Genomic DNA, 21,618 nt, shown 5'->3' with positions numbered 1-21,618 from the left:
ATCATGAAATTCGACACACCCGCCACCACCAACCCGATCGACCAGCTCAAGATCATCGGCAAGCCCACCGACCGGATCGACGGCCCCGTCAAAACCACGGGCTCCGCGCGCTATGCCTACGAACGCAACTCCGAAGTGCCCAATGCCGCCTACGGCTACGTGGTGGGCGCTGGCATCGCCAAAGGCCGCATCGCCTCGATGGACCTGAACGCCGCCCGCGCGGCGCCGGGCGTGCTGGCGATCGTCACGGCGCGTAATGCAGGCAAGCTCGGCAAGGGCGACTTCAATACGGCCAAGCTCCTGGGCGGGCCCGAGATCGATCACTACCACCAGGCGGTCGCAGTGGTCGTGGCCAACACCTTCGAGCAGGCGCGTGCCGCGGCCCAGCTGGTGCGCGTCGAGTACACGCGAACAGCGGGCCGCTTCGACCTGTCGGCAGAAATGAGTGGGGCGCAACTGCCCAAGCCCAACCCGTTTTCTGGCGAGCCTGAAACGAAGACCGGAGATTTTCCGGGCGCATTCGCATCGGCCCCGGTGCAGCTCGATGCCACCTACACCACGCCCGACGAGTCGCACGCCATGATGGAACCGCACGCTTCCATTGCGCAGTGGAAGGGCGACAAGCTCACCATCTGGACATCGAACCAGATGATCGCCTGGGGCGTCGGCGACGTCGCCAAGACGCTCGGCATTCCGAAAGCGAATGTGCGCCTGGTGTCGCCCTTCATCGGCGGCGGCTTCGGCGGCAAGCTGTTCGTGCGCGCGGATGCGGTGCTTGCCGCACTGGGTGCGAGGGCGGCCAAGCGGCCCGTGAAGGTGGCACTTCAGCGGCCGCTGATGATGAACAACACCACGCACCGGCCAGCGACCATCCAGCGCATCCGCATCGGCGCCGCAAGGGACGGCAAGATCACGGCCATTGCGCACGAAGGCTGGTCCGGCGACCTGCCGGGCGGCCAGGCCGAGACGGCGGTCAACCAGACCCGGCTGCTGTACGCCGGTGCCAACCGCCTGACGACGACGCGGCTTGCCGTGCTCGACCTGCCCGAGGGCAACGCCATGCGTGCGCCCGGCGAAGCGCCGGGCTTGATGGCGCTGGAGATTGCCATGGACGAAATGGCCGAGAAGCTCGGCATCGACCCGGTCGAGTTTCGCGTGCTCAACGACACGCAGGTCGACCCGGAAAAGCCGGAGCGCCCCTATTCGCAGCGCAAGCTGATCGAGTGCCTGCGCACGGGTGCCGAGCGCTTCGGGTGGAGCAAGCGCAATGCGTCGCCGGGCCGGCAGCGCGACGGGCGCTGGCTCGTCGGCATGGGCGTTGCCGCGGCGTTCCGCAACAACCTGCTGACCAAGTCGGCCGCGCGTGTGCGTTTGGACAACCGCGGCATGGTCACGGTGGAAACCGACATGACCGATATCGGCACGGGCTCTTACACCATCATTGCGCAGACGGCTGCAGAAACGATGGGCGTAACGCTCGACAAGGTTCAGGTGCGCCTGGGTGATTCGGCCTACCCGGTTTCGGCCGGCTCCGGCGGGCAGTGGGGCGCCAACAATTCGACGTCGGGCGTCTATGCGGCCTGCATGAAGCTGCGCGAAGCGGTGGCAAGCAAGCTGGGCTTTGCTGCTGGCACGGGCGTGGAATTTTCGGACGGCATGGTGCGGTCCGGCGAGCGCGTGGTGCCCATGGCAGAGGCGGCAGGCGCGAATGGCCTGGTGGCCGAAGACGGCATCGAGTACGGCGACCTCGACAAGAAGTACCAGCAGTCCACCTTCGGCGCGCATTTCGTGGAGGTGGGCGTCGATGCAGCCACGGGCGAGATACGCGTCAGGCGCATGCTCGCGGTGTGCGCGGCGGGCCGCATTCTCAATCCCAAGTCGGCGCGCAGCCAGGTGATCGGCGCCATGACGATGGGCGTTGGCGGTGCTTTGATGGAAGAACTGGCGCTCGACAAGAGGCATGGCTTTTTCGTCAACCACGACCTGGCGGGCTACGAGGTGCCGGTGCACGCCGACATTCCGCACCAGGAAGTGATCTTTCTCGATGAGACGGATCCGATCTCGTCGCCGATGAAGGCCAAGGGCGTGGGCGAGCTCGGCATGTGCGGCGTTGCGGCCGCGGTGGCCAACGCCGTCTACAACGCGACGGGCGCTCGGGTGCGCAACTACCCGATCACGCTCGACAAGCTGCTGGACCGCTTGCCGCCGGTGGCCTGAGCCGGGTGCGGCAATTGCAATCTACCGGGGGCTTTTGCCCTCTGGTGGGTTCGCGTGCTCCAGCAAGATGGTGCGCAGCGCGCGCTTGCCACGCGCGTTCTGCGCCCTGTAGGCCTGGCGCGCAAGTTCCACGAACCGCTCTTCCCCCGCGTCGGGCAAAGGCTCGGCGGCTTGCGGCGCATCGAGCCAGAGTGGAGCCTTTCCGCAATGGGACTCGATCTGCCGTGCCAGCTTGTCCGAGATCACTCGGCCCTTCTTGATCTGGCTCCACATGCTGGCCGAGATCTGCAGCTTCTGTGCAAACCTGGCCGCCAGGCCGAGCGGCTCCGCCCCGTTGGCCGCATGCTCCGCAACGAACTCACCGAACAGAAGCAGGACGTTGTTGCGGCGGGTAGCTGGAAGAGACATGCTTGGTGAGAAAAAAACACAACACTCGAAAAAAGTGTTGCGCGAATTAGTAAACCGAGTTTACAGTACATCCCATCGACGAAATTGCCTCGTCCCCGTTTCATCCGCAACAACCAACTTCGAATCATCGAGAACTTCTTCGCCAAGCACTGGAAACCATCGTGAAAGCAAACATGACCTCACTGAACAACCGACCGGCATCGGGTCGGGCGTTCGTGCGCGTCTCGTTTCGCGGCGGTCGCAATCTGGCGGCGTCCAACATGCATTCACAGCTGAACTCCCTTCCCGCAGCGCCGGCCACCTTGTGGCTCGGACAGCAGTACGAGGATCAGCCGCACCCGGGTGGAGGTAGCGCGTAGGCGCATACCTCCCAAGCTCTCTCATCAGAGGCCCGGATTCCGAAATGGATCCGGGCCTTTTTGTTTTTTTCATCATCACCGCGAACGGCACCTGTTGCCTGCCGCCACTGCAGTGATCGCGCTGCCGTGAATTCACCCGCCGAGCGGCGCCAGTGAACGCTCTTTAAAAATTTGCCGCGGATCGCGCCCCTCACTGGTGGGCCGACGATCCGCAAGAACATGCAGCCGTAGCTCAGCCAGGTAGAGCGCAACGTCGCCAACGTTGAGGCCGAGGGATCGAAGCCCTCCTGCTGCTCCATTTCGGGTGTGCCTTTGCAGCACCTCCAGAGGCCAACCGCGCCGGCGGCCTGGAGGGATGTGCACGGTCTGGACCCAGCCATGTGCAGCGATGCCGACGTGGGCGCGCAAGCGCTCGAATCGCGTGAAGACACAACCGAAATGGAATGCCCCGATGGCGGAATTGGAAGACGCACCGGCCTCAGAAGCCGGGGACGAAAGTCATGAGAGTTCGAGGCTCTCTTGGGGCACCACACCAGATTCATTCGAAAAATGCGGGGCGTAGCGCAGTTGGCAGCGCGGTTGCTTTGGGAGCATCAGGTCGCAGATTCGATTTCTGCCGCCCCGACCACACAAGAGCGAGACCGGGCGATTCACATCGTCCTCTCGTGGAAACCGGCCTCAAAGATTGGGAGGCGCCGGAACTCGTAACCGGACACCATTGGAGCATTGGCCGAGAGGCCTTTCTCCCCCTCCCGCGTTAGCTCAACTGGATCAGAGCACCGGCCTACGAAGCCGGGGGTTGCACGTTCGAATCGTGTGCGTGGGGCCATACACCTGGAGTGCGAGCAGCCGCTCAACATTTCACCGCACCCGCCGATATGCAGAGAGAGATCATTCACCACCGCCGAGCGCGACCAACAGGAGGACATCCATGCGACTCACCACCAGCCATCGCCGGCCGGCGAACCGCATCACGGTGTCCGAGCCCAGGCCTCGCAACGCGCTTGTGCAGGCGGTCACCCGCAGCTTCGGCGCGATGACCGGGCAGCGCCAGCGGGACGCCGAGCGAGCGCGCGAGCGCTTCGAGAAGCTCGACTTCGACCAGCGCGTGCGCGAAATCGGCGAGTGGTAACACCCGCGGCAATGCGGCCGCCGCCCACTGGATCGAACACATTCTTTTTTCCTCGGTAGCTCAGCTGGTAGCAGCGTCGCACTGTTAATGCGAAGGTCCCTGGTTCGAACCCAGGTCGAGGAGCCACAACCAACAGACAGGAGATTCCCCTCAACAAAGCGCTCGGCCATGAAAGGAGGCCGTCATCATGAAACCCCAAGTTCTTCAGCTCGACATCCAGGGAACGCCGCAGGCCTGGATCTCGCTTGAGCACGCCGCTGCTCACTATGCAACGGACTCTGTTGTGTGGGAGGACGGCGCAGGTCCGCTGGCGACGATGCGCGGGGGCTTCAACGTGGCGCGCGGCGCGGAATCCCGGCTCGAGATTTCGCCGATCATCGCGCTCAAGGGCTGCGCGAAGGTGAACCTGTTCGATCACACCCCGGCCTACAGCCGGCGCAAGCTCTTCGTGCGCGACCGCTTCACCTGCGCCTACTGCGCGCAACACTTTCGCGAACAAGACCTCACGTGCGAGCACATCCTTCCCGTCAGCCGCGGCGGCGGCTGGGACTGGATGAACCTGGTCGCGGCCTGCCGCCCCTGCAACTCGGAAAAGGCAGACCGCCTGCCCGAGGAAGCCGGCATGAAGCTGGTCTACCTGCCGTACGTGCCAAGCCGCTGGGAAGACTTTCTCCTGGAAGGCCGTAACGTGCGAGCCGACGTGCACGAGTGGCTCGCAAGCCGACTGCCGAAGGGCTCGAGGCTCAACTGAACGAACTGAACGAACAAAAGGGGCGCTCCGCAAGGGGTGCCCCTTTTTCCTTTGGCGCGCCGAAGCACCCACGCGAACATGCGAAACGCGGTGGGCGCCCCGGCCGCCGATGCATCCACGCGCTTCTACATCGCGCCGGGGGTGAACCACTGCGCCGGAGGACCGGGCGCCGATTCGGCAGACCTGTTGACGGCCCTCGACCAATGGGTGACCAAGAGCGCGGCACCGGCCACGCTGGTCGCGGAAAAGCGCGACGCCGATGGAGCCGTTGTGCTCAGCCGGCCGTTGTGCCAATACCCGCAATACCCGCGGTACACCGGGCCGGCCAACGATGCTGCAGCATCCCGGTTGGCGGCCAACTACGCCTGCACATCCTGAGTTGCGAACCCGAGCGCTGAAGCGGCGAGCACGCTATATTGCTCGCTCTGCAACTGAGAGAAATCACCATGGCAAAAGCCTATTGGGTCAGCGCGTACCGTGCCGTCAAGGATGCCGACAAACTCGCGGCCTATGCAAAACTCGCCGGCCCCGCAATCGCTGCGGGCGGCGGGCGTTTCCTGGCGCGGGGCATGCCCGCGCAGGTTTATGAATACGGCTTGGCCGAGCGCACCGTGCTGATCGAATTCGACAGCGTCGAACAGGCCCGCGCCGTGCATGACAGCCCCGACTACCAGGCCGCGCTCGCCGCGCTGGGCGACGGCGCCGAGCGGGACCTGCGGATCATCGAAGGCGTCTGAGCCTGCCATGAGCACCATTGCCGAGCCGTCGGCGCCTGCACCGCATGCCGCGCCGCGGATTCGCGTGCTGATTGCCGACGACCAGGCACTCATCCGCCGCGGCATGGCCATGCTGCTCGATGCCGCGCTGGACATCGAAGTGGTCGGCCAGGCCGCCGACGGCATCGAAGCCGTGGAGCTGGCCCGCCGCCTGCTGCCCGACGTGGTGCTGATGGACCTGCATATGCCGCGCAAGGGCGGCGTGCTCGCCACGCGCGAGATCTCGGCCGCGCTGCCGCACACACGCGTGATGGTGCTGACCACCTTCGACCGCGACGACCTCGTCTTCGACGCGGTGCGTGCCGGCGCGCAGGCCTACCTTCTCAAGGACGCCTCGGAGGAAGAGGTGCTGGACACCGTGCGGGCGGTGCACCGCGGCGAGTCACGGCTCACGCCGCAGATCGCGCGCAAGGTGATGGACCAGTTCCGGCTCCTGGCCGACCGCGTTGCGCAGGAGCCACCGCCCGCGCCTGCGCCGGACCTGCGCGCCGAGCCGCAGGCCACCGTTCCCGGCGAGTTGTCGGGGCCCGATGCGGCGACCAAGCCGCTGACCGACCGCGAGGCCGCCGTGCTCGAACTGATTGCCAAGGGCTACGGCAATCGCCAGATTGCCACGGCGCTCAACCTGGCCGAGGGAACGGCGAAGAACCACGTCAGCCGGATCATGCAAAAGCTTCACGCGAACACACGCACCGAACTGGCTGTGCTGGTGTTGAAGAAATAACCCTCCGAAGCGCTTCGGCGCCCTGAATGCGAAACGCACCCCAAAGCCCGGCAAAGCCGGCTCCGCGGGTGCGCGTGGGATGGCAGTTGGTCTCAGGTCATCAGGCCGTGCGGCCCGCGGGCGACAGGCCGCCCGGCATCGCAAGGTCAGGCGCCGGCGAAGACGCATACGACGCATTGCTGGCCGTGTGCCTTGCCAGCATCGGCCGCAGCGCGACGATGGCCAGGAAGGCGGCGAACAGGTCGAGAGCCGCCACCGTGTAGAGCACGGTCGACCAGGTGCCGGTCGCTTCCATCATCAGGTTGCCGAGCGGCACGAACAGCGCGCCGATGCCCTTGGCGCAGTACAGCACGCCGTAGATCTTGCCGATGTGCTTGGTGCCGAAGGCATCGCCCGCGAGTGCGGAGAACAGCGAATACACCTCGCCCCAGGCCAGGAAGACCACGCCCGACAGGATCAGGAAGGCCCACGGGTTGTGGCCGAAGTAGCCCAGCGCGATGATGCCGATGCCTTCCAGCGTGAAGGCGATCACCATGGTCTTCTCGCGGCCGATGTGGTCGGAGATCCAGCCGAACAGCGGACGCGAGATGCCGTTCATGACGCGGTCGAGCATCAGCGCGAGCGGCAGTGCGGCCATGGTGACGAAGTACAGGTCGACCTTGAAGTTCTTCACACCCAGGTCCTGTGCGATCACGCCCAGTTGCGCCACGGCCATCATGCCGCCGGTGACCACGCACGAGAACATCAAAATCATCAGCCAGAACAGCGGCGTGCGAAGCGCCTCGCCCAGCGTGTAGTCGCGCCGGCTCTGCGCGACCTTGGCCGAGCCGCGCACCTCGTTGCCCTTGGGCTGGCGCAGGAACCAGGCCGCGGCAAAGGCCAGCGAGCCCTGCAGCAAACCGAAGAACAGGAAAGCTTCCTGGAAACCGGACGATTCGATCATTGCCGCAATCGGCAGGATGGTGGCGGCCGAGCCGGCGCCGTAGCCGCCGGCCGTCAGGCCCACCGCCAGGCCGCGACGATCGGGGAACCACTTGAGCGCGTTGTTGATGCAGGTGGCATAGATGGAGCCCACGCCAATGCCGCCGACGGCCGCGCCGATGTAGAAGCCCATCAGCGTGGTGGCCTGCGAGTTGATGACCCAGGCCGCGCCGATGAACAGCGCGCCAAAGGCCACGATCAGGCGCGGTCCGAACTTGTCGATGAAGTAGCCCTCGATGGGCGCAAGCCAGGTCTGCACCAGCACGAAGATGGTGAAGGCGACCTGGATCGACGCACGCTCCCAGCCGAACTTGCCCTGGATTTCCGGCACGAACAGAGTCCACGCGTACTGGATGTTGGCCGTGGCAATCATGCAGACGATGCCGACCACCAGCTGCAGCCAGCGGTTGTCGATCAATCGCGGCGGCGCGCCGGATGAGATGTATGTCGGGGAAGTGGGGTTCATTCGCTTCGTCTCCATTCGTTGTCGCGCCGATCGCGTCGCGGCACGTTGCAGGGTTGGGAATCAGTCGCGCTGGGGGCACGGATCGCGATGGGTGCAACTGTTGCCGCAAACCGCCGCCGGCGCGCCTGCCGGAAGTCACGCAGCGAGTCGAGACAAACCCCGAGGACTCAGGGGAACTACCCATGCCGAAAGTCACGGCTCGCGTTTGCGAGAATCCGCAGCCAATGAACCTCGCACGTCGCATCGACCCACGGCGCTCCATGGCCGCCGCGATCGGCTGGCTGCTGATTGCGCTCACCCTGTGCCTGGCGCTGGTGGCCAACCTGTGGCTGCGCAGCTTCGTGCGTGCAACGCTGCTCGAGCAGCACGGCCAGCGGCTGGAAGCCGCGGCCGAGCACGTCAATGCCGAGCTCGACACCGCGCTGCTGCTGCGCCTGCAGGCGGTCAGCGTGGTGGCGGCCATGCTGTCGGAAGACGTGCAGCACAGCGAAGGCGCGCGCCTCAAGCGCTCGCTCGAGGCGGTGCGCCGCGGCGTGCCCGACCTGATCTGGCTGGCGGTGACCGATGCCGACGGCTTCATCGTCGCGGCGACCGACGAGCAGGTGGTGGGCCAGAACGTCAATCAGCACGCGTGGATTTCGCAAGGCCTGAACGCCGCATGGATCGAGGAAGGCCGCTCGCCGCGTGAGCGCTTCCTGAAGCTCACCGCACCGGTGCGCAATGCCGACGGGGCGATCATCGGCGTGGTAGCCGCCAACCTGAGCTGGAGCTGGGTGGAGCAGATGGTGGCCGAAATCCGCGCCTCGCCCGGCGAATGGCTGCTGATCGACCGCGACGGCGTCGTGCGCCACGGGCCGGCCGTGCTGCTGGGCAAGCGCTGGCAAGAGGTGGGCGATCCCATCACGCCATTCGACCCCGTCGTCGCCGGGCTGGGCAACGACGGATCCGACCTGCCCACGCGCATCCGCACCCGCCGGCTGCTGGACAACCGGCCCTACCTGATCGCCTCTCCGCCCAATGCGCGCGACGGCACGCTGCGCCGGCTCGGCTGGCAGGCGGTGGTGATCCAGCCGGTCGAATCGGTCGCGGCCTTTGCCACGGCCATCGAATGGCGCATCTCGATCGTGTTGAGCCTGCTGGGCCTGGCGGCCGCTGTCGCCGGCATCATCGTGGCGCACCGCCTCACGCGGCGCGTGAGCGTGATCGCGCATTCAGCGGACGCGGTGCTGGCCGGAAGCGCCACGCGCATCGAGGTGCCGCAGGGTGCCGACGAAGCCGCGCGGCTGGGCAGCGCGCTCGACCGTTTGCTGAATACGCTGCAGCGTGAGCGCGACGAGTTGCGCCGGCTCAATGCCGAACTGGACGAGCGCGTGCGGCAGCGCACCGACGAGATCAGCCGGCTCGCGCAGGAGTCACGCGATGCCGCGGTGGTGCGCGAGCGCCTGCGCCTGGCGCGCGGGCTGCACGACACGCTGGCGCATTCGATGATGGCCATGCTCACAGAGATCCGCGTGCTCAAGCACCTGGCATCGAGCCGCCCCGATGCGCTGCCGGACGAACTGGTTCGGGCCGAGCGCGCGGCGCGCGACGGGCTGGACGAGGCACGCCGTGCCATCGACCAACTGCGCAGCAACCCGGTGCGCGACATCGGTTTGGGCGCGGCGCTGGCCGAGCTGGCCAAGAGCCAGAGCGAGCGCACCGGCATCGAGCTCGACTGCCAGATGGACCCCGCGCTGGCCGACCTGGCGGCGGAGCCGGCGGAAACCGTGTTCCACATGTGCGAGGAAGTGCTGCGCAACGTCGAACGCCATGCGGGCGCGCGGCGGTTGCTGATTCGCCTGCACAGCGTTGCGAGCAATGAAGTCGAGCTGGAGATCGGCGACGACGGCATCGGCTTCGAGCCGAGCGCGGGTGCTGCTGGGCACTACGGCATCGTGGGGCTGCGCGAGCAGGCCGATGCAATCGGTGCGCGGCTACGCATCGAGAGCCGCCGCGGCGAAGGCACCTGGGTGTCGCTGCGCTGGACGCAGCGCGGGCAAAGCACGGGCTAGAAGGCGGCCGCGCCCTCTGGCGCCCGCGTGGCCTCGGTCAGGGCCACCGACACGCACTCCAGCGCAATGGCCAGCGCCGTGAGCGTGGGCAAGCCGAAGCCCAGCCGGAACACCAGCGGGTCGTCTCCGAACCACGCGCCGGGTGCGACACGCGTGCTGTACCTGGCCAGCGTCGCGTAGAAACGCTCGACCGCCGCGGCGTCGAAGACTTCGGGCTTGAGCCGCATGCAGCACAACGCCCCCGCATCCGGGCGCACCCAGTCGATGTGGCCGGGATGGCGCAACACCCAGTTCTCGACCAGCTGCAGGTTTTGCGCGAGGAGCCTGCGCCTCTCGCCGATGATCCGCTCGCGCTGCCTGAACACGGCCAGTGCAAGCGCCTCGTCGACCGGCGAACAGGAGATCACCGTGCTGAACTTTGCCGTCACCAGCGCCTGGCGCAGTGCCGTGTCGCGTGTGATGGCCCAGCCGATGCGCAAGCCCGCCGACCCATGGGACTTGGACAGCGAAGAAACCGAGATAACCTTCGGCCCGAGGCATGCGGCGCTCGGCGCGGCGGCATCTTCGCCGTAGGCGGCTTCCCGGTAGGTTTCGTCGATCAGCAGCCAGGCATCGGGCGCGTGCTCGGCCAGCATCGCCACGATGTCTTGCAGGGTCTGCTCGGGAATCGAAACGCCCGAGGGGTTCTGCGGCGAGGCCAGGCTCACCAGTTTCGTCTTGGGGGACAGCAGCTTTCGAAGTGCATCCAGGTCGATTCGGTAGCCCATGTCGAAGCTGAGCGGTAGCGGGCGCGTCACGGCGCCCACCGCGGTCAGCGCATTGCGCGCGAGCGGAAACACCGGCTCGGCCGCGACGGCTTCGTCGCCCGCCTGGCACAGAGTGAAGGCAATGAGAAAGAGCGCGTGCATGCCGCCGACCGTGACCACGACGTCGTCGGCGTGCACGCCGTTTTCGTTCGCGATCTCCTGTCGCAGCTCCGGGCTGCCCGCCGCCGTTCCGTAGTCCAGCGAAAAATCGGCGTCATCGCCAAAGGCCATGTCGATCAGTTCCGCGAGCCGCACGCTCGGCCCCACGCTTTCCGCGAGATCGAACCGGGGCGCCTTGCTGACCAGGGAGATGATTTCGTTGTCCGGAAACCGTGCCATGTACTGCTGCTTGATCGATTGTTGTGGCTGTGCATTGATATTGCCGTTTCGTGACTCGCGATAACAGCCACAATTTATTGAAATTAGGTGCAGTACAGTTGCATGCCGTGCCGTTCATGAAAGCAGGATTCAAGCGTGTCGCAATCTCCCCGGTTCCGCTATGAAGAAGTCGCTGATTTCGTGGCCGGGCTCGCCGGCCGCGGCGCGCTGCGGCCCGGCATGCGGGCGCCGTCGCTGCGCGAGATCAGCACGCAGCAACGCACCAGCCTCAGCACGGCCGTGCAGGCCTACCGCCTGCTCGAAGACCGCGGCATCCTCGAGGTGCGGCCGCAGTCGGGCTACTACGTTGCCAAGGCGCCGCCCGCGTTGCCGGTTCCAACAACCACGCGGCATTCGATCCGGCCCGCCAACGTGGAGCTTTCGGGCCTCATGCTCGACATGCTGGAGCATGCGTCGGACGACACCCTGGTGCCGCTCGGCTGCGCGATTCCCAACCAGCGGCTGCTGTCATCGTCCAAGCTGGACCTCGTGCTTGCGCGCACGGCACGCGTGAAGGGCGGTCAGAGCAATACCTACTCGCCGCCGCGCGGCGAGATGTTGCTGCGCCTGGAGATTGCCCGGCGCGCGCTGCGCTACGGCCAGGCGCTGTCGCCGGACGACATTGCCATTACCTGCGGCTGCACCGAGGCGCTGGCGCTCGCGCTCGACGCGGTCACGGAGCCCGGCGACACGGTCGCGATCGAATCGCCCACCTACTTCGGGCTGCTTCAGGTCTTGCGCGCGAAAAGGCTCAAGGTGGTCGAGTTGCCGACCGATGCCGTCACCGGCGTGGACGTCGATGCGCTGGGCGACATCGTGGCCTCGGGCAAGGTGCGCGCCTGCGTGCTGGCGTCGAGCTTCAGCAATCCGCTGGGCTGCACCATGCCCGAAGAGAACAAGCGCACCGTGCTGCGCCTGCTCGCGAAGCATGGCGTGCCGCTGATCGAAGACGACGTGTACGGCGACGTTCACTTCGGCGAGGAACGGCCCCTGCCCTTCAGCGCACTCGACACGCACGACAACGTCATCTACTGCGGCTCTTTTTCAAAGACGCTTGCGCCCGGCTACCGCATCGGCTGGATCGCGACCGGCCGGCACATGGCGCGGGTGCTCGAAACCAAGTTCGCCACGAGCCTTGCCACGCCGGTGCTGACCCAGGTGGCGCTGGCCACCTTTCTCTCCAACGGCGACTACGACCGGCACCTGCGCCGCATCCGGCGCGAGTTTGCCGACACGCTGGGCCGCATGACGCGGGTGATCGAGCAGGCGTTTCCGCCGGGCACTAAGGTGTCGCGGCCCGCAGGAAACTTTGTGCTGTGGGTCGAACTGCCCGAGCCGGCCGACACGCGCCTTCTGTTTGCAGAGGCGCTCGAAAAAGGCATTTGCTTCGCGCCCGGCGTCGTGTTCTCGGCCAGCGGCAAATACGCGCACTGCCTGCGGCTGAGCGGCGGCCACGGCTGGGACATGCGGATCGAAAAGGGCCTGCGCACGCTCGGCGCCATGGCGCGCAAGGCGTTTGCGCTGCGCACTCCGAGTTCGTGACTCCCGGCTTGGACAACGGATTCAAAGCCGGTGTACGATGCCGGCATCGGGAAAAACAGCCTCCCGTTCTGCAAAGTCAGACGGTGTCCCGTCCAAGCGCTGGTGACTCACAACGGAGCACTCCGTGGACACCACTTCGCCTGACGCATCTCACGCGCTTTCTGCGCCCGTTCCCCTCCAGCTTTCCCCCTTCGACCCGATGCTGCTGCACGAGCTGTACCTCGCCTCGCTCGGCGGCAACGGCGAACCGATGGAGCCGGCCATGGCGCTTGCCCTCTCGGCCAACTTCGGCAGTGCCGAACGCTGGCGCGAAGAGTTCGCGGCCATGGGCAAGGCGCTTGTCGGGGACTCGGGCTGGGTGCTGCTGAGCTTTCAGCCGCGCGAGGGCACGCTGGTCAACCAGTGGGCCGCCGACCATGCACACGCGCTTGCGGGCGCCACACCCATCCTGACACTGGACATGTACGAGCACGCGCACCATCTGGACCGCGGCGCCGCTGCGGGCGTGCATGTCGACACCTTCATGAGGAACATCCACTGGGCTCGCGTGTACGAGCGCTACCAGCAGGCCGTGCACGCCGCCAGTGAGCCCTTCGGCGCGACGCAAGATGAGGTCGCCGGATCGACGCTGCTCGACGTTCGCCGGGCCGGCGTGTTCGAGCAGGCGGCCGCAATGATTCCAGGGGCCACGTGGCGCGATCCGTCGGCCGTGGACCGCTGGGCCTCCGAGCTGCCGGCGGACCGCGACGTCGTGGTCTATTGCGTCTACGGGCATGAGGTCGGGCGCAGCACCGCGATGCGGCTGCGCGCCATGGGCATCGATGCGCGGTATTTGCGCGGCGGTTTCGACGGCTGGCAGGCCGCCGGCCGGGCCGTCGAGGCCAAGCCTCCCGGGCCAAGCCGATGAGCGCCGCACCTTCGCCAGAGCCGCGCACCGGTCTCGCAAAACTGCTGCCAGCCGGAGTCGACCCGGGCGCCGTGCCTTTGCTCGCCGCCCGCGGACTGCGCGCCTTCGGCGACGGCTACATGGCCGTGCTGTTGCCGGCCTATCTGCTGTCGATCGGCCTGGGTACGCTGGAGGTCGGTATCGTCGCCACCGCGACGATGCTGGGCTCGGCGCTTGCCACCCTCGCAGTGGGCGCCTGGGGATATCGCTTCGCGGGCGGCCGGCTGCTTCGCGGCGCCGCCTTGCTGATGGCGGCCACGGGCCTGGGCTTTGCGGGCCTGACGTCGTTCTGGCCATTGCTGATCGTCGCACTGGTCGGTACGCTCAATCCCAGTTCCGGCGACGTCAGCGTGTTCCTTCCGCTCGAGCATTCACGGCTGGCTGCGGCGGCGCAGGGGCACGCCCGCACGGCCCTGTTCGCGCGCTACAGCCTGCTGGGTGCGTTGTGTGCGGCATTGGGTGCATTGGCCGCGGCAGTGCCCGACTGGCTGGTTCGGCACAGCGGGTTCACGCGGCCTGAAGCACTGCGCGGAATGTTCGTGGTCTACGCGGTGATCGGGTTGGCCGTGTTCTGGCTTTACCGGAAGCTGCCCGCGCACGTCGGCACCGGCAGCAGCCCGAACGGCGCGCCTGTGCCGCCGGCGCCGCTCGGGCCGTCGCGGCGCGTGGTGATGCGGCTGGCGGCGCTCTTCAGCGTCGATTCGTTTGCCGGTGGACTCGCCATCAACGCGCTGATGTCGCTGTGGCTGCTGGAGCGGTTCGGCCTCTCGCTGACCCAGGCGGGCGTGTTCTTCTTCTGGACCGGTTTGCTCGGCGCGGCATCGCAGCTTGCCGCCCCGGTGGTCGCCCGACGCATCGGCCTGCTCAACACCATGGTCTTCACGCACTTGCCGGCCAACGTCTGCCTGGTACTTGCGGCGCTGGCGCCCAGCTTGCCGATCGCGCTCGGCCTCTTGATGGTTCGCAGTGCGCTGTCGTCGATGGACGTGCCCACGCGAACGGCGTATGTGATGGCGGTGGTCACACCGGCGGAGCGCAGCGCCGCGGCGAGCTTCACGGCCGTGCCGCGCAGCCTTGCCGCGGCCATCAGCCCGACGATCAGCGGCGCGCTGTTTGCAGCGGGATGGATCTCGCTACCGCTCATCGCCTGCGGGCTGCTGAAGATCGGCTACGACCTCGCGCTGTGGCGTGCCATGCGGCGGGACCGGTTGGACGGAGAGTAGCCATCACACCTGGCCTTCGTGGAAATTGACAGCCTTGGCTTGCGGCGAAATCTTCAAGAACCCTCGGCGCGTGTGTGGAGCGTGCGGCCCATCCGTCAGCGAGGCTGCACAGCTGCCGCGGGCGCCGCCTACATCGGAGTTCTATATCGCCTGACGAATCGGAAAAGCAGCCGACGCCACCCTGTTTGCCATGAGCGAAGCGCTTGATCTGGTGCAATGGCCGGCATTCGTGGCTTCAGTCGCTGCAGCGTGGCTGGTCGCCTCGCTCGACAAACGCCGCCGCAACCTTGGTTTCTGGGTATTCCTTCTGAGCAACGTGCTCTGGACCGTCTGGGGCGTTCACACCTCGGCTACGGCGCTCATCGCCTTGCAAGCCTGCCTTGCAGCGCTCAACATCCGCGGATTGGTCAAGACGGAGCCTGGCGCGGAGGCGGGGGAGCGCGAGTGATGTGGGAGCGTTGCGTTGGCGATTGGCACGCGCGCAACAGGTGAGCGCCGTTGTACGTCTGCTTGGGGCCCACTGCTGACCTTCAGCCCGCCCGGGAGCGGACGCTCGGTGTGACCTCCCGCGGAGCCGACGCCTCATTGTCTCAAATGGCCGCGGTTAGTGAGGAGTTGGCAGGAGTGGCAGACCCAATGTTTCGGCAATCTTGCGTGCGGCCTCTGCAGGGCCGAGAGCGGAGGTATCAATGACTACTTCCCCTTTCGGCATCGCCCGCTCGGACGCTTCAAACTGGGTGCGCAATTCACGCAGAAGGTCCACCGACTGAAGCTTTCCAAAAGCAGCCCGGCTCGGCGCCGTAAGACGTTTCTCTTGTACGGCTGCAGGAACGGTCAGTTGCACAAAATGGGTACTGCCACCGGCGGCCCTCACGCGCTCCACCACCCGCCCGTCGAAGCCTTCGACGACCGTCGGCTCTGGCGCAAACGTGAAGATGAGAGACCGCTTAGCCATTGCCGCCTCGCGCATTATGTCGAGCCACATTTTTTCGCGCAGCCTCACAAACTGCTCGGTTCCGAAAGGGAACACCGCTGCCACGGCATCAACCACCAAGTGGTTGTGGAAGACGGCGTAGCCGGTTATGCGCCCGAGTTCCTTCGCAATGGTTAGCTTTCCAGAAGCGACGGGGCCATGGACAAAAACAAGTTTCATGCTGCTGAAAAATGGTTAGAAAGCCGGCCACTCGAAAGTCGGGTTCTGGCCGACTGTAGCCGGTCGCGGCCTTGGGGCTTCGGGCCCTGAGCCGTCGTCCGATCTTCTCGAAAGCGGTCATGACTCCTGTCAGGCGCGCGCGATCAGGGTTTGCAGAACCGTATCCAGGGACACGGTGCCTTTGCGCGTGCTGGATGCGTCACCCTCGAAGTCGATCCACCCTTCGTTGAAGCCATCCAGCATCTGGGCGCGTGGCACCGGGTTCTTCATCCCCTGCGACTTGAACAGCGCCTCCCAGGTGGCGCGCGGCACCGCTTCCATCCGCACCTCGCGTTCGAGCACGCGCCCAAAGGCCGCGGCGATGTCATTGGGTGACAAGCGCGCGCTTTCCAATTCGACGACGCGCCTGCCTTGCCAGGTTTCCTGGAGCAACTCGGCCGCCACGCGCCCGATGTCCTCGGTGGCGACCATCGGCACCGGCTTGTCCAACGGGTAGAGAAAGCTCGGGATCACGCCGGTCGTGCGGGCCGGTGCGACATCCCATGTCGCGTTCTCCATGAACCAGGCGGCGCGCAAGAAGGTGATAGGCAGCGGCAAGGTTCCCAGGCTTTTCTCCTGCAACTGGTGCTGCTGCAGCAGGTTTGGCTGCAGCGCTTGAGCGCCTATCGTCGACAGGGAGACAACCTTGGAGGGCCGCGCGACTTCGAGCGCCTCACGGACGGCGGCGATCACACGACGCGCTTCGTTAAAGTCGGGCGACGGATCGAACACCGGCGGCAGCAGGAAGAAAACTCCTTGCACGCCGGCGAAGGCCTTCTTCAGTGCGGCGGCATCGTACAGGTCCGCGACTGCGACCTCACATCCTTTGCGCGCCCATGCCGCGCCCTTTTCAGCATTGCGCACGACTGCTCGTACCCGCTGTCCATTGTCGATGAGTGCCCTTGCGACGGTACCCCCGACCTGACCTGTAATTCCTGTAATGGCGAACATTCGAGACTCCTTGGGAAGGCGGCACTGAGCCGCGGTGCAAGAAGTCTCGGAGAACGAGCTTGTTACTTCAATGACATGGGTGTCATTTCATTAATGACACAAGATCATCATTGAAGCTGGAGGCTAATGCAGCAGCGCGACGATGAAGTCCAGAAACGCGCGCGTCTTCGCGGGCACATGATGGCGTGACGGGTGCAGCGCATACAACGGAAACCGCTCATCGGGCCAGTCTGGAAACACCTCGACCAATCGTCCATCGGCAATCATCGGCCCGACGCCCAAGTCCATGACTTGGGCCATCCCGTGACCGGCGAGGCATACGCTGTACAGCGTTCCGGCATCATTGACCGTCAACGAGCCGCTGGTTTCGAGCACCAGCTTCTTGCGACGTTTGTGAAACTCCCATGGATAGGGGCGCCCGGACTCCGGATCACGGAACTGAATGCAGACGTGATGGCCCTTCTCGAGTTCGCGTGGGTCTTTGGGATGGCCGTAGCGCTTGAGGTAGGCGGGCGCTGCGATGGTCACCATCCGGGTGTCCAGCAGCTTGCGTGCAACCAGTGTCGACGGGCGAGGATTTCCGAAGCGCACGGCCAGATCGAAACCATCGGCCACAAGGTCGCCCAGGCGATCCGTTGTGATCAGTTCGAGGCGCAACTGCGGGTAGCTCTCGAGGAATGCGCCCAGCCTTGGCCCCAGGATCAGCCGAGAGAAATACGGATCAAGATTGACCCTCAGGCGCCCGCGAACGGCGGCCGCGCCTTGGGCGGCGGAGGCCGCAGCCTCTTCCAGGCCGGCCAAAAGGGGCATCACCTGCTCGTAGAAGCGCCTGCCCTCGTCGGTGAGGCTGACAGATCGCGTGGTGCGTTCGAGCAGCCGAATACCCAGCCGCGCCTCAAGCCGCGCAATCGACCGGCTGACGCCAGATTGCGACATGTTCAGTATGTCGCCAGCCGCCGCAAACGTGCCGCTGTCGACGATCGCGGACAGCACGCTGATCCCGTTTGTCACCCGATCGTCAAAGCCTGCCATACATGCCAATTTGTCATTTAAGAAACGACATACATGCTATCGCCATCTTCAATCGCGACGCTCGGGATCGAACTCTCTGTGTTGTTGCTATCGTTGTCGGGGCGGTTGCAGTGGCTAGCGATTCGGCTGACAGCTAGGAGCATCCAGCGCAGCCCTACGGTTCAATGAGCAAGCGCGGTGGCGAGAGATGATGCGGCTTGCCGTGCGCAGCGGAAGCGTCCGCTTTCGGACGGATCGCGAACGAACCCTCATGGCCGCGACGGGACTTTCATGTGACCAGTTCACTGATCACGCCGATTCCGACAATCCGTGCACCTTCAAGGATCTGAAATTGTGCTCCGACGACCAGGTCCCCGTAGTCGACATTGGGCGCGTAGACGAACCGTACGTCCGCATTCATACAAATCCCAGGCTGAATCGGCTCGCTCGATTCATCGCCGGAAAAGACGACGCCCAAGTACTCCCCGCTCCCGACGCGAAAGTGAGGTCGGTACTTCTGCGTCAGGCATGCGGGCATTGTCCGACCACCAACGTCTGCAGCAATGAACTGAACTACTACCTTCGCACCGGACATATGTGGATTGATGGATGAATGCTGATGGGCGAAGTGGGGCGGAATTGTGAGCGTCAGGTTGGGCGGTGGCCGCCGTCCTAGCGAGGGCGTTAGCTGTCCGAGGGAGAGGAGACTTCACTCCTCGTCCTCGTCAGGCGGCACCCGTTCGATAATCCATTGCTCTTCAGAGCCCGCGCGAGTGGCCCGGAATCCGGGAGCAAGGTCTGCGAGCTGCACTATTGCAGGGTCGATTTCCAGGACGTGGCCTAGGCCGGCTATCGCAAGGTCTTCCAACTCCTCGCTGATTCCGTCCAGGAACTGCCATGCGTGGTCATCCTCGTCATGTGAAACGACCAGGATCGGCTTACTACGATCCAAAACACTTTTCGAGTAGACCGTTGCGCAGTTGCGGGGCTGATCAAATGGCCATTTCATGATGCGTTGGTGTGGTCCTGCAAATGACTGCTACCGGCCGAATTCTGCCGGAGCGATGAATGACCGGTTCTGGCCGATAGCCGCCTCCGATTGTTCTCTCAGACTTTAATGCACCGTCTCAGACTCTGTTGCTCTATCTCCGACATTAATGGCAAGGAACAACGACCAAGCGCCGCAGCCCCGCCTCACTCCACTGTCACGCTCTTCGCAAGATTGCGCGGCTTGTCCACATCGGTCCCTCGCGCACACGCCGTGTGGTACGCCAGCAGCTGCAGCGGCACCACATGCAGCAGCGGCGACAGCGCGCCGTAGTGCTCGGGCATGCGGATCACGTGCAGGCCTTCGCTGCCCTTGATCTTGGTGTCTCCGTCGGCCAGCACATAGAGCACGCCGCCGCGCGCGCGCACTTCCTGCAGGTTGCTCTTGAGCTTTTCGAGCAGCGCGTCGTTCGGCGCGACCGCGACGACCGGCATCTCGCTCGTCACGAGCGCGAGCGGACCGTGCTTGAGTTCGCCGGCGGCATAGGCCTCGGCGTGGATGTAGGTCACTTCCTTGAGCTTGAGCGCGCCTTCGAGTGCAATCGGGTAGTGCAGCCCGCGACCCAAGAAGAGCGCGTTGTCCTTGCGTGCGAAGTCTTCGGCCCAGCCGATGATCTGCGGCTCGAGCGCGAGCACCGATTGCAGTGCCACGGGCAGGTGGCGCATTTCCTTCAGGTAGCGCGCCTCGTCGGCTTCGGTGAGGCGCCCCTTGCTCTGCGCAATGGCAAGGGTCAGCAGGAACAGGCCGGCCAGCTGCGTGGTGAAGGCCTTGGTCGAGGCCACGCCAATTTCGACGCCGGCACGCGTGATGTAGGCAAGCTTGCATTCGCGCACCATGGCACTGGTGGCCACGTTGCAGATGGTGAGGGTCTGCTCCATCCCGAGCGATCGCGCATGCTTGAGCGCCGCCAGCGTGTCGGCAGTTTCGCCCGACTGGCTGATGGTGACGACGAGCGTCTTGGGGTCGGGCACCGAGTCGCGGTAGCGGTACTCGCTCGCGATCTCGACCTGCGTCGAGATCTTGGCGATGCCCTCGAGCCAGTACTTGGCGGTGCAGCCGCTGTAGTAGCTGGTGCCGCACGCAAGAATGAGGATCTTGTCGATGTCCTTGAACACGCGGTGCGCGCTGGCGCCGGTGGCACCGTCCTGCCCGATGCCGTCGAACAGCTCCGGCACGATGCCGGCCACGCCTTCGAGCGTGTCGCCAATGGCGCGCGGCTGCTCGAAGATTTCCTTTTGCATGTAGTGGCGGTAGGGGCCGAGCTCGGCCGCGCCGCTGTGCGCCTGCACGGTGCGCACCTGCCGCTGCACGGGCTTGTGGCTGCGGTCGACGATCCAGTATTTGCCGGGCTGCACATCGACCACGTCGCCTTCTTCGAGATAGACGATCTGGTCGGTGACGCCGGCCAGGGCCATGGCATCGCTTGCAAGAAAGTTTTCGCCGCCTTCCTTGCCTACGCCAAGAATGAGCGGCGAGCCCGCGCGCGCGCCGACCACGCGCTGCGGTTCGTCGCGGCAGATCACTGCAATGGCATAGGCGCCGTGCAGTTGCAGCACCGCGGCCTTCACCGCTTCGAACAGGTCGCCGTCGTACAGGCTGTCGACCAGGTGGGCGATCACCTCGGTGTCGGTCTGGCTCTCGAAGACGTAGCCCTTGGCCTCGAGCGTCGCACGCAGTGCTTCGTGGTTTTCGATGATGCCGTTGTGAACCAGTGCGATGCGGCCGGGGCGCGCGCCTTGCGCGTCGGCGCCGGGGCCATGGCTGAAGTGCGGGTGCGCGTTGTGCACGGCCGGGGCGCCGTGCGTGGCCCAGCGCGTGTGGGCAATGCCGGTCAGGCCTTCGACATGGTCTTCGCGCACTTGCGTGACGAGGTCCGCCACGCGCGATGTGGTGCGCGCACGCGTAAGGCCGCCCGCATGAACCGCCACGCCACAGGAGTCGTAACCTCGGTATTCGAGCCTTTGAAGCCCCTGGACCAGGACCGGAACGATGTTGCGATGGGACGCTGCGCCGACGATGCCGCACATGGTGAGCTGCCTTTGAATGAAGAGGAGGTTTGATGGTAGAGACGAGGCAGAAAAATATGCGCTCAAAATTCCGCCATTTATGATGATTTATTTCATCATTCGAAGGATATGGATTTTTATTCCATAATTTCTGCGTATATGGAATCAATCTCGCTCGATGCAATAGATCTGCGCCTGCTCGACGCGCTGCAGCGCGACGCCTCGCAGACCAACCAGCGGCTGGCCGAGGATGTCGGCATTTCGCCGCCGACGTGCCTGCGCCGTGTGCAGCGCCTGCGGCAGGAAGGGCTCATCGAGCGGCAAGTCGCATTGCTTTCGCCGGACCGCCTGGCCACGGTGCTGGGCCACGGCCTGCAGGCGGTGGTTGAAATTTCGCTCGACAGGCAAGACGCGGCAGCACTCGACGCCTTCGAGGCGCGCGTGATCGCCGACGACGCCGTGCAGCAATGCTGGCGCGTTTCGCCGGGCCCGGACTTCGTGCTGGTGGTGGCCGCCCGCGACATGCCCGGCTACGGCGCGCTCGCGCAGCGGCTTTTCAACGCCGACGCCAACGTGCGCAACGTCAAGGCCTTCTTCAGCCTGAAGCGCGCGAAGTTCGAGCCCCGGCTGCCGCTGGGCTAATCGGCCCG

21 protein-coding genes and 5 tRNA genes are annotated in these 21,618 nt (G+C 65.3%); 17 read left to right on the top strand and 9 right to left on the bottom strand.

Features of this window, described 5'->3' with window-relative positions; all coding sequences use genetic code 11:
• The first annotated feature begins 3 nt into the window (after positions 1-3).
• Positions 4-2,217 (top strand): aldehyde oxidoreductase molybdenum-binding subunit PaoC, encoded by a 2,214-nt coding sequence (paoC, locus tag EJI00_RS13505; RefSeq protein ID WP_126748017.1) that lies wholly within the window; start codon positions 4-6, stop codon positions 2,215-2,217.
• Between the two features lie 21 nt (positions 2,218-2,238).
• Here the strand turns inward: paoC and EJI00_RS13500 are convergent, their stop codons facing one another.
• Entirely contained in the window at positions 2,239-2,625 is a 387-nt protein-coding gene (locus tag EJI00_RS13500; protein WP_126748016.1) for a hypothetical protein, read from the bottom strand.
• A gap of 580 nt (positions 2,626-3,205) precedes the next feature.
• On the opposite strand from EJI00_RS13500, the gene EJI00_RS13495 reads away from it, so the two are divergent.
• The 10 genes from EJI00_RS13495 to EJI00_RS13450 all read left to right on the top strand — a co-directional run bounded on the left by EJI00_RS13495 (position 3,206) and on the right by EJI00_RS13450 (position 6,367).
• Positions 3,206-3,282: transfer RNA gene (locus tag EJI00_RS13495), tRNA-Gly, on the top strand.
• Between the two features lie 147 nt (positions 3,283-3,429).
• Positions 3,430-3,514, top strand: a tRNA-Leu gene (locus tag EJI00_RS13490).
• Positions 3,515-3,536: 22 nt separating this feature from the next.
• Positions 3,537-3,612, top strand: a tRNA-Pro gene (locus tag EJI00_RS13485).
• A 123-nt stretch (positions 3,613-3,735) separates the two neighbouring features.
• Positions 3,736-3,813 (top strand) — tRNA-Arg (locus EJI00_RS13480).
• Between the two features lie 102 nt (positions 3,814-3,915).
• Positions 3,916-4,116, top strand: a complete 201-nt coding sequence (locus tag EJI00_RS13475; protein ID WP_126748015.1) for a short-chain dehydrogenase — start codon at positions 3,916-3,918, stop codon at positions 4,114-4,116.
• 49 nt (positions 4,117-4,165) lie between these two features.
• Positions 4,166-4,242: transfer RNA gene (locus tag EJI00_RS13470), tRNA-Asn, on the top strand.
• Between the two features lie 61 nt (positions 4,243-4,303).
• Positions 4,304-4,867: an HNH endonuclease gene (locus EJI00_RS13465; RefSeq protein ID WP_126748014.1), complete on the top strand. Its 564-nt coding sequence runs from the start codon at positions 4,304-4,306 to the stop codon at positions 4,865-4,867.
• Positions 4,868-4,945: 78 nt separating this feature from the next.
• Positions 4,946-5,245 carry a tannase/feruloyl esterase family alpha/beta hydrolase gene (locus tag EJI00_RS13460; RefSeq protein ID WP_260590713.1) on the top strand — a complete coding sequence of 100 codons (300 nt, stop codon included), beginning with the start codon at positions 4,946-4,948 and terminating at the stop codon, positions 5,243-5,245.
• 68 nt (positions 5,246-5,313) lie between these two features.
• Positions 5,314-5,604, top strand: coding sequence for a DUF1330 domain-containing protein (locus tag EJI00_RS13455; protein WP_126748013.1), 291 nt, complete (start codon positions 5,314-5,316; stop codon positions 5,602-5,604).
• A gap of 7 nt (positions 5,605-5,611) precedes the next feature.
• Positions 5,612-6,367, top strand: a complete 756-nt coding sequence (locus EJI00_RS13450; protein ID WP_126748012.1) for a response regulator transcription factor — start codon at positions 5,612-5,614, stop codon at positions 6,365-6,367.
• A 100-nt stretch (positions 6,368-6,467) separates the two neighbouring features.
• On the opposite strand, the gene oxlT is transcribed toward EJI00_RS13450, so the two are convergent.
• A complete protein-coding gene (gene oxlT / locus EJI00_RS13445; RefSeq protein ID WP_126748011.1) occupies positions 6,468-7,814 on the bottom strand; it encodes an oxalate/formate MFS antiporter in 1,347 nt (448 codons plus the stop codon).
• A gap of 224 nt (positions 7,815-8,038) precedes the next feature.
• On the opposite strand from oxlT, the gene EJI00_RS13440 reads away from it, so the two are divergent.
• Entirely contained in the window at positions 8,039-9,865 is a 1,827-nt protein-coding gene (locus EJI00_RS13440; RefSeq protein ID WP_260590712.1) for a histidine kinase, read from the top strand.
• On the opposite strand, the gene EJI00_RS13435 is transcribed toward EJI00_RS13440, so the two are convergent.
• Positions 9,862-11,010, bottom strand: a complete 1,149-nt coding sequence (locus EJI00_RS13435) for a pyridoxal phosphate-dependent aminotransferase (RefSeq protein WP_126748010.1) — start codon at positions 11,008-11,010, stop codon at positions 9,862-9,864. The two genes, EJI00_RS13440 and EJI00_RS13435, sit on opposite strands and share 4 nt — an antisense overlap.
• 135 nt (positions 11,011-11,145) lie before the next feature.
• Here EJI00_RS13435 and EJI00_RS13430 point away from each other — a divergent pair, with 135 nt between their 5' ends.
• The 4 genes from EJI00_RS13430 (at position 11,146) to EJI00_RS13415 (ending at position 15,208) form a co-directional block, all read left to right on the top strand.
• Positions 11,146-12,591: a PLP-dependent aminotransferase family protein gene (locus EJI00_RS13430; RefSeq protein WP_126748009.1), complete on the top strand. Its 1,446-nt coding sequence runs from the start codon at positions 11,146-11,148 to the stop codon at positions 12,589-12,591.
• Between the two features lie 124 nt (positions 12,592-12,715).
• Positions 12,716-13,498: a Fe-Mn family superoxide dismutase gene (locus EJI00_RS13425; protein ID WP_260590711.1), complete on the top strand. Its 783-nt coding sequence runs from the start codon at positions 12,716-12,718 to the stop codon at positions 13,496-13,498.
• The gene (locus EJI00_RS13420; protein ID WP_126748008.1) at positions 13,495-14,760 is read left to right on the top strand and encodes an MFS transporter; all 1,266 of its coding nucleotides are present in this window, start codon (positions 13,495-13,497) and stop codon (positions 14,758-14,760) included. The genes EJI00_RS13425 and EJI00_RS13420 overlap by 4 nt, the downstream gene beginning before the upstream one ends.
• 190 nt (positions 14,761-14,950) lie before the next feature.
• Positions 14,951-15,208, top strand: a complete 258-nt coding sequence (locus EJI00_RS13415; RefSeq protein WP_126748007.1) for a hypothetical protein — start codon at positions 14,951-14,953, stop codon at positions 15,206-15,208.
• 156 nt (positions 15,209-15,364) lie between these two features.
• Here the strand turns inward: EJI00_RS13415 and EJI00_RS13410 are convergent, their stop codons facing one another.
• From EJI00_RS13410 to glmS, 6 genes are all read right to left on the bottom strand, one after another.
• Positions 15,365-15,913 carry an AAA family ATPase gene (locus EJI00_RS13410; RefSeq protein ID WP_126748006.1) on the bottom strand — a complete coding sequence of 183 codons (549 nt, stop codon included), beginning with the start codon at positions 15,911-15,913 and terminating at the stop codon, positions 15,365-15,367.
• Between the two features lie 129 nt (positions 15,914-16,042).
• Positions 16,043-16,903: an NmrA family NAD(P)-binding protein gene (locus tag EJI00_RS13405; RefSeq protein WP_126748005.1), complete on the bottom strand. Its 861-nt coding sequence runs from the start codon at positions 16,901-16,903 to the stop codon at positions 16,043-16,045.
• Positions 16,904-17,026: 123 nt separating this feature from the next.
• Positions 17,027-17,935, bottom strand: coding sequence for a LysR family transcriptional regulator (locus EJI00_RS13400; protein WP_126748004.1), 909 nt, complete (start codon positions 17,933-17,935; stop codon positions 17,027-17,029).
• Between the two features lie 268 nt (positions 17,936-18,203).
• Positions 18,204-18,509, bottom strand: a complete 306-nt coding sequence (locus EJI00_RS13395; protein WP_126748003.1) for a hypothetical protein — start codon at positions 18,507-18,509, stop codon at positions 18,204-18,206.
• Between the two features lie 114 nt (positions 18,510-18,623).
• Entirely contained in the window at positions 18,624-18,923 is a 300-nt protein-coding gene (locus EJI00_RS13390; RefSeq protein WP_126748002.1) for a hypothetical protein, read from the bottom strand.
• A gap of 185 nt (positions 18,924-19,108) precedes the next feature.
• Positions 19,109-20,989, bottom strand: coding sequence for a glutamine--fructose-6-phosphate transaminase (isomerizing) (gene glmS / locus EJI00_RS13385; RefSeq protein WP_126748001.1), 1,881 nt, complete (start codon positions 20,987-20,989; stop codon positions 19,109-19,111).
• A 138-nt stretch (positions 20,990-21,127) separates the two neighbouring features.
• On the opposite strand from glmS, the gene EJI00_RS13380 reads away from it, so the two are divergent.
• Positions 21,128-21,610: an Lrp/AsnC family transcriptional regulator gene (locus EJI00_RS13380; protein ID WP_126748000.1), complete on the top strand. Its 483-nt coding sequence runs from the start codon at positions 21,128-21,130 to the stop codon at positions 21,608-21,610.
• Positions 21,611-21,618: the final 8 nt, after the last annotated feature.

Source organism: Variovorax sp. DXTD-1 (assembly GCF_003984625.1).
Classification (GTDB): Bacteria; Pseudomonadota; Gammaproteobacteria; order Burkholderiales; family Burkholderiaceae_C; genus Variovorax.
Note: the sequence above shows the minus strand (reverse complement) of the source record. Positions and strands in the feature narration are given on the sequence as shown.

What these genes read in the sequence shown, in the direction of transcription:
- EJI00_RS13475 (WP_126748015.1), top strand. Translation starts at nt 3,916, where the DNA reads ATGCGACTCACCACCAGCCATCGCCGGCCGGCGAACCGCATCACGGTG.
- EJI00_RS13465 (WP_126748014.1), top strand. Translation starts at nt 4,304, where the DNA reads ATGAAACCCCAAGTTCTTCAGCTCGACATCCAGGGAACGCCGCAGGCC.
- glmS (WP_126748001.1), bottom strand. Translation starts at nt 20,989, where the DNA reads ATGTGCGGCATCGTCGGCGCAGCGTCCCATCGCAACATCGTTCCGGTC.
- EJI00_RS13420 (WP_126748008.1), top strand. Translation starts at nt 13,495, where the DNA reads ATGAGCGCCGCACCTTCGCCAGAGCCGCGCACCGGTCTCGCAAAACTG.
- EJI00_RS13455 (WP_126748013.1), top strand. Translation starts at nt 5,314, where the DNA reads ATGGCAAAAGCCTATTGGGTCAGCGCGTACCGTGCCGTCAAGGATGCC.
- EJI00_RS13395 (WP_126748003.1), bottom strand. Translation starts at nt 18,509, where the DNA reads ATGTCCGGTGCGAAGGTAGTAGTTCAGTTCATTGCTGCAGACGTTGGT.
- EJI00_RS13500 (WP_126748016.1), bottom strand. Translation starts at nt 2,625, where the DNA reads ATGTCTCTTCCAGCTACCCGCCGCAACAACGTCCTGCTTCTGTTCGGT.
- EJI00_RS13435 (WP_126748010.1), bottom strand. Translation starts at nt 11,010, where the DNA reads ATGGCACGGTTTCCGGACAACGAAATCATCTCCCTGGTCAGCAAGGCG.
- EJI00_RS13450 (WP_126748012.1), top strand. Translation starts at nt 5,612, where the DNA reads ATGAGCACCATTGCCGAGCCGTCGGCGCCTGCACCGCATGCCGCGCCG.
- EJI00_RS13410 (WP_126748006.1), bottom strand. Translation starts at nt 15,913, where the DNA reads ATGAAACTTGTTTTTGTCCATGGCCCCGTCGCTTCTGGAAAGCTAACC.
- EJI00_RS13460 (WP_260590713.1), top strand. Translation starts at nt 4,946, where the DNA reads ATGCGAAACGCGGTGGGCGCCCCGGCCGCCGATGCATCCACGCGCTTC.
- paoC (WP_126748017.1), top strand. Translation starts at nt 4, where the DNA reads ATGAAATTCGACACACCCGCCACCACCAACCCGATCGACCAGCTCAAG.
- EJI00_RS13390 (WP_126748002.1), bottom strand. Translation starts at nt 18,923, where the DNA reads ATGAAATGGCCATTTGATCAGCCCCGCAACTGCGCAACGGTCTACTCG.
- EJI00_RS13400 (WP_126748004.1), bottom strand. Translation starts at nt 17,935, where the DNA reads ATGGCAGGCTTTGACGATCGGGTGACAAACGGGATCAGCGTGCTGTCC.
- EJI00_RS13440 (WP_260590712.1), top strand. Translation starts at nt 8,039, where the DNA reads ATGAACCTCGCACGTCGCATCGACCCACGGCGCTCCATGGCCGCCGCG.
- EJI00_RS13380 (WP_126748000.1), top strand. Translation starts at nt 21,128, where the DNA reads ATGGAATCAATCTCGCTCGATGCAATAGATCTGCGCCTGCTCGACGCG.
- EJI00_RS13405 (WP_126748005.1), bottom strand. Translation starts at nt 16,903, where the DNA reads ATGTTCGCCATTACAGGAATTACAGGTCAGGTCGGGGGTACCGTCGCA.
- oxlT (WP_126748011.1), bottom strand. Translation starts at nt 7,814, where the DNA reads ATGAACCCCACTTCCCCGACATACATCTCATCCGGCGCGCCGCCGCGA.
- EJI00_RS13415 (WP_126748007.1), top strand. Translation starts at nt 14,951, where the DNA reads ATGAGCGAAGCGCTTGATCTGGTGCAATGGCCGGCATTCGTGGCTTCA.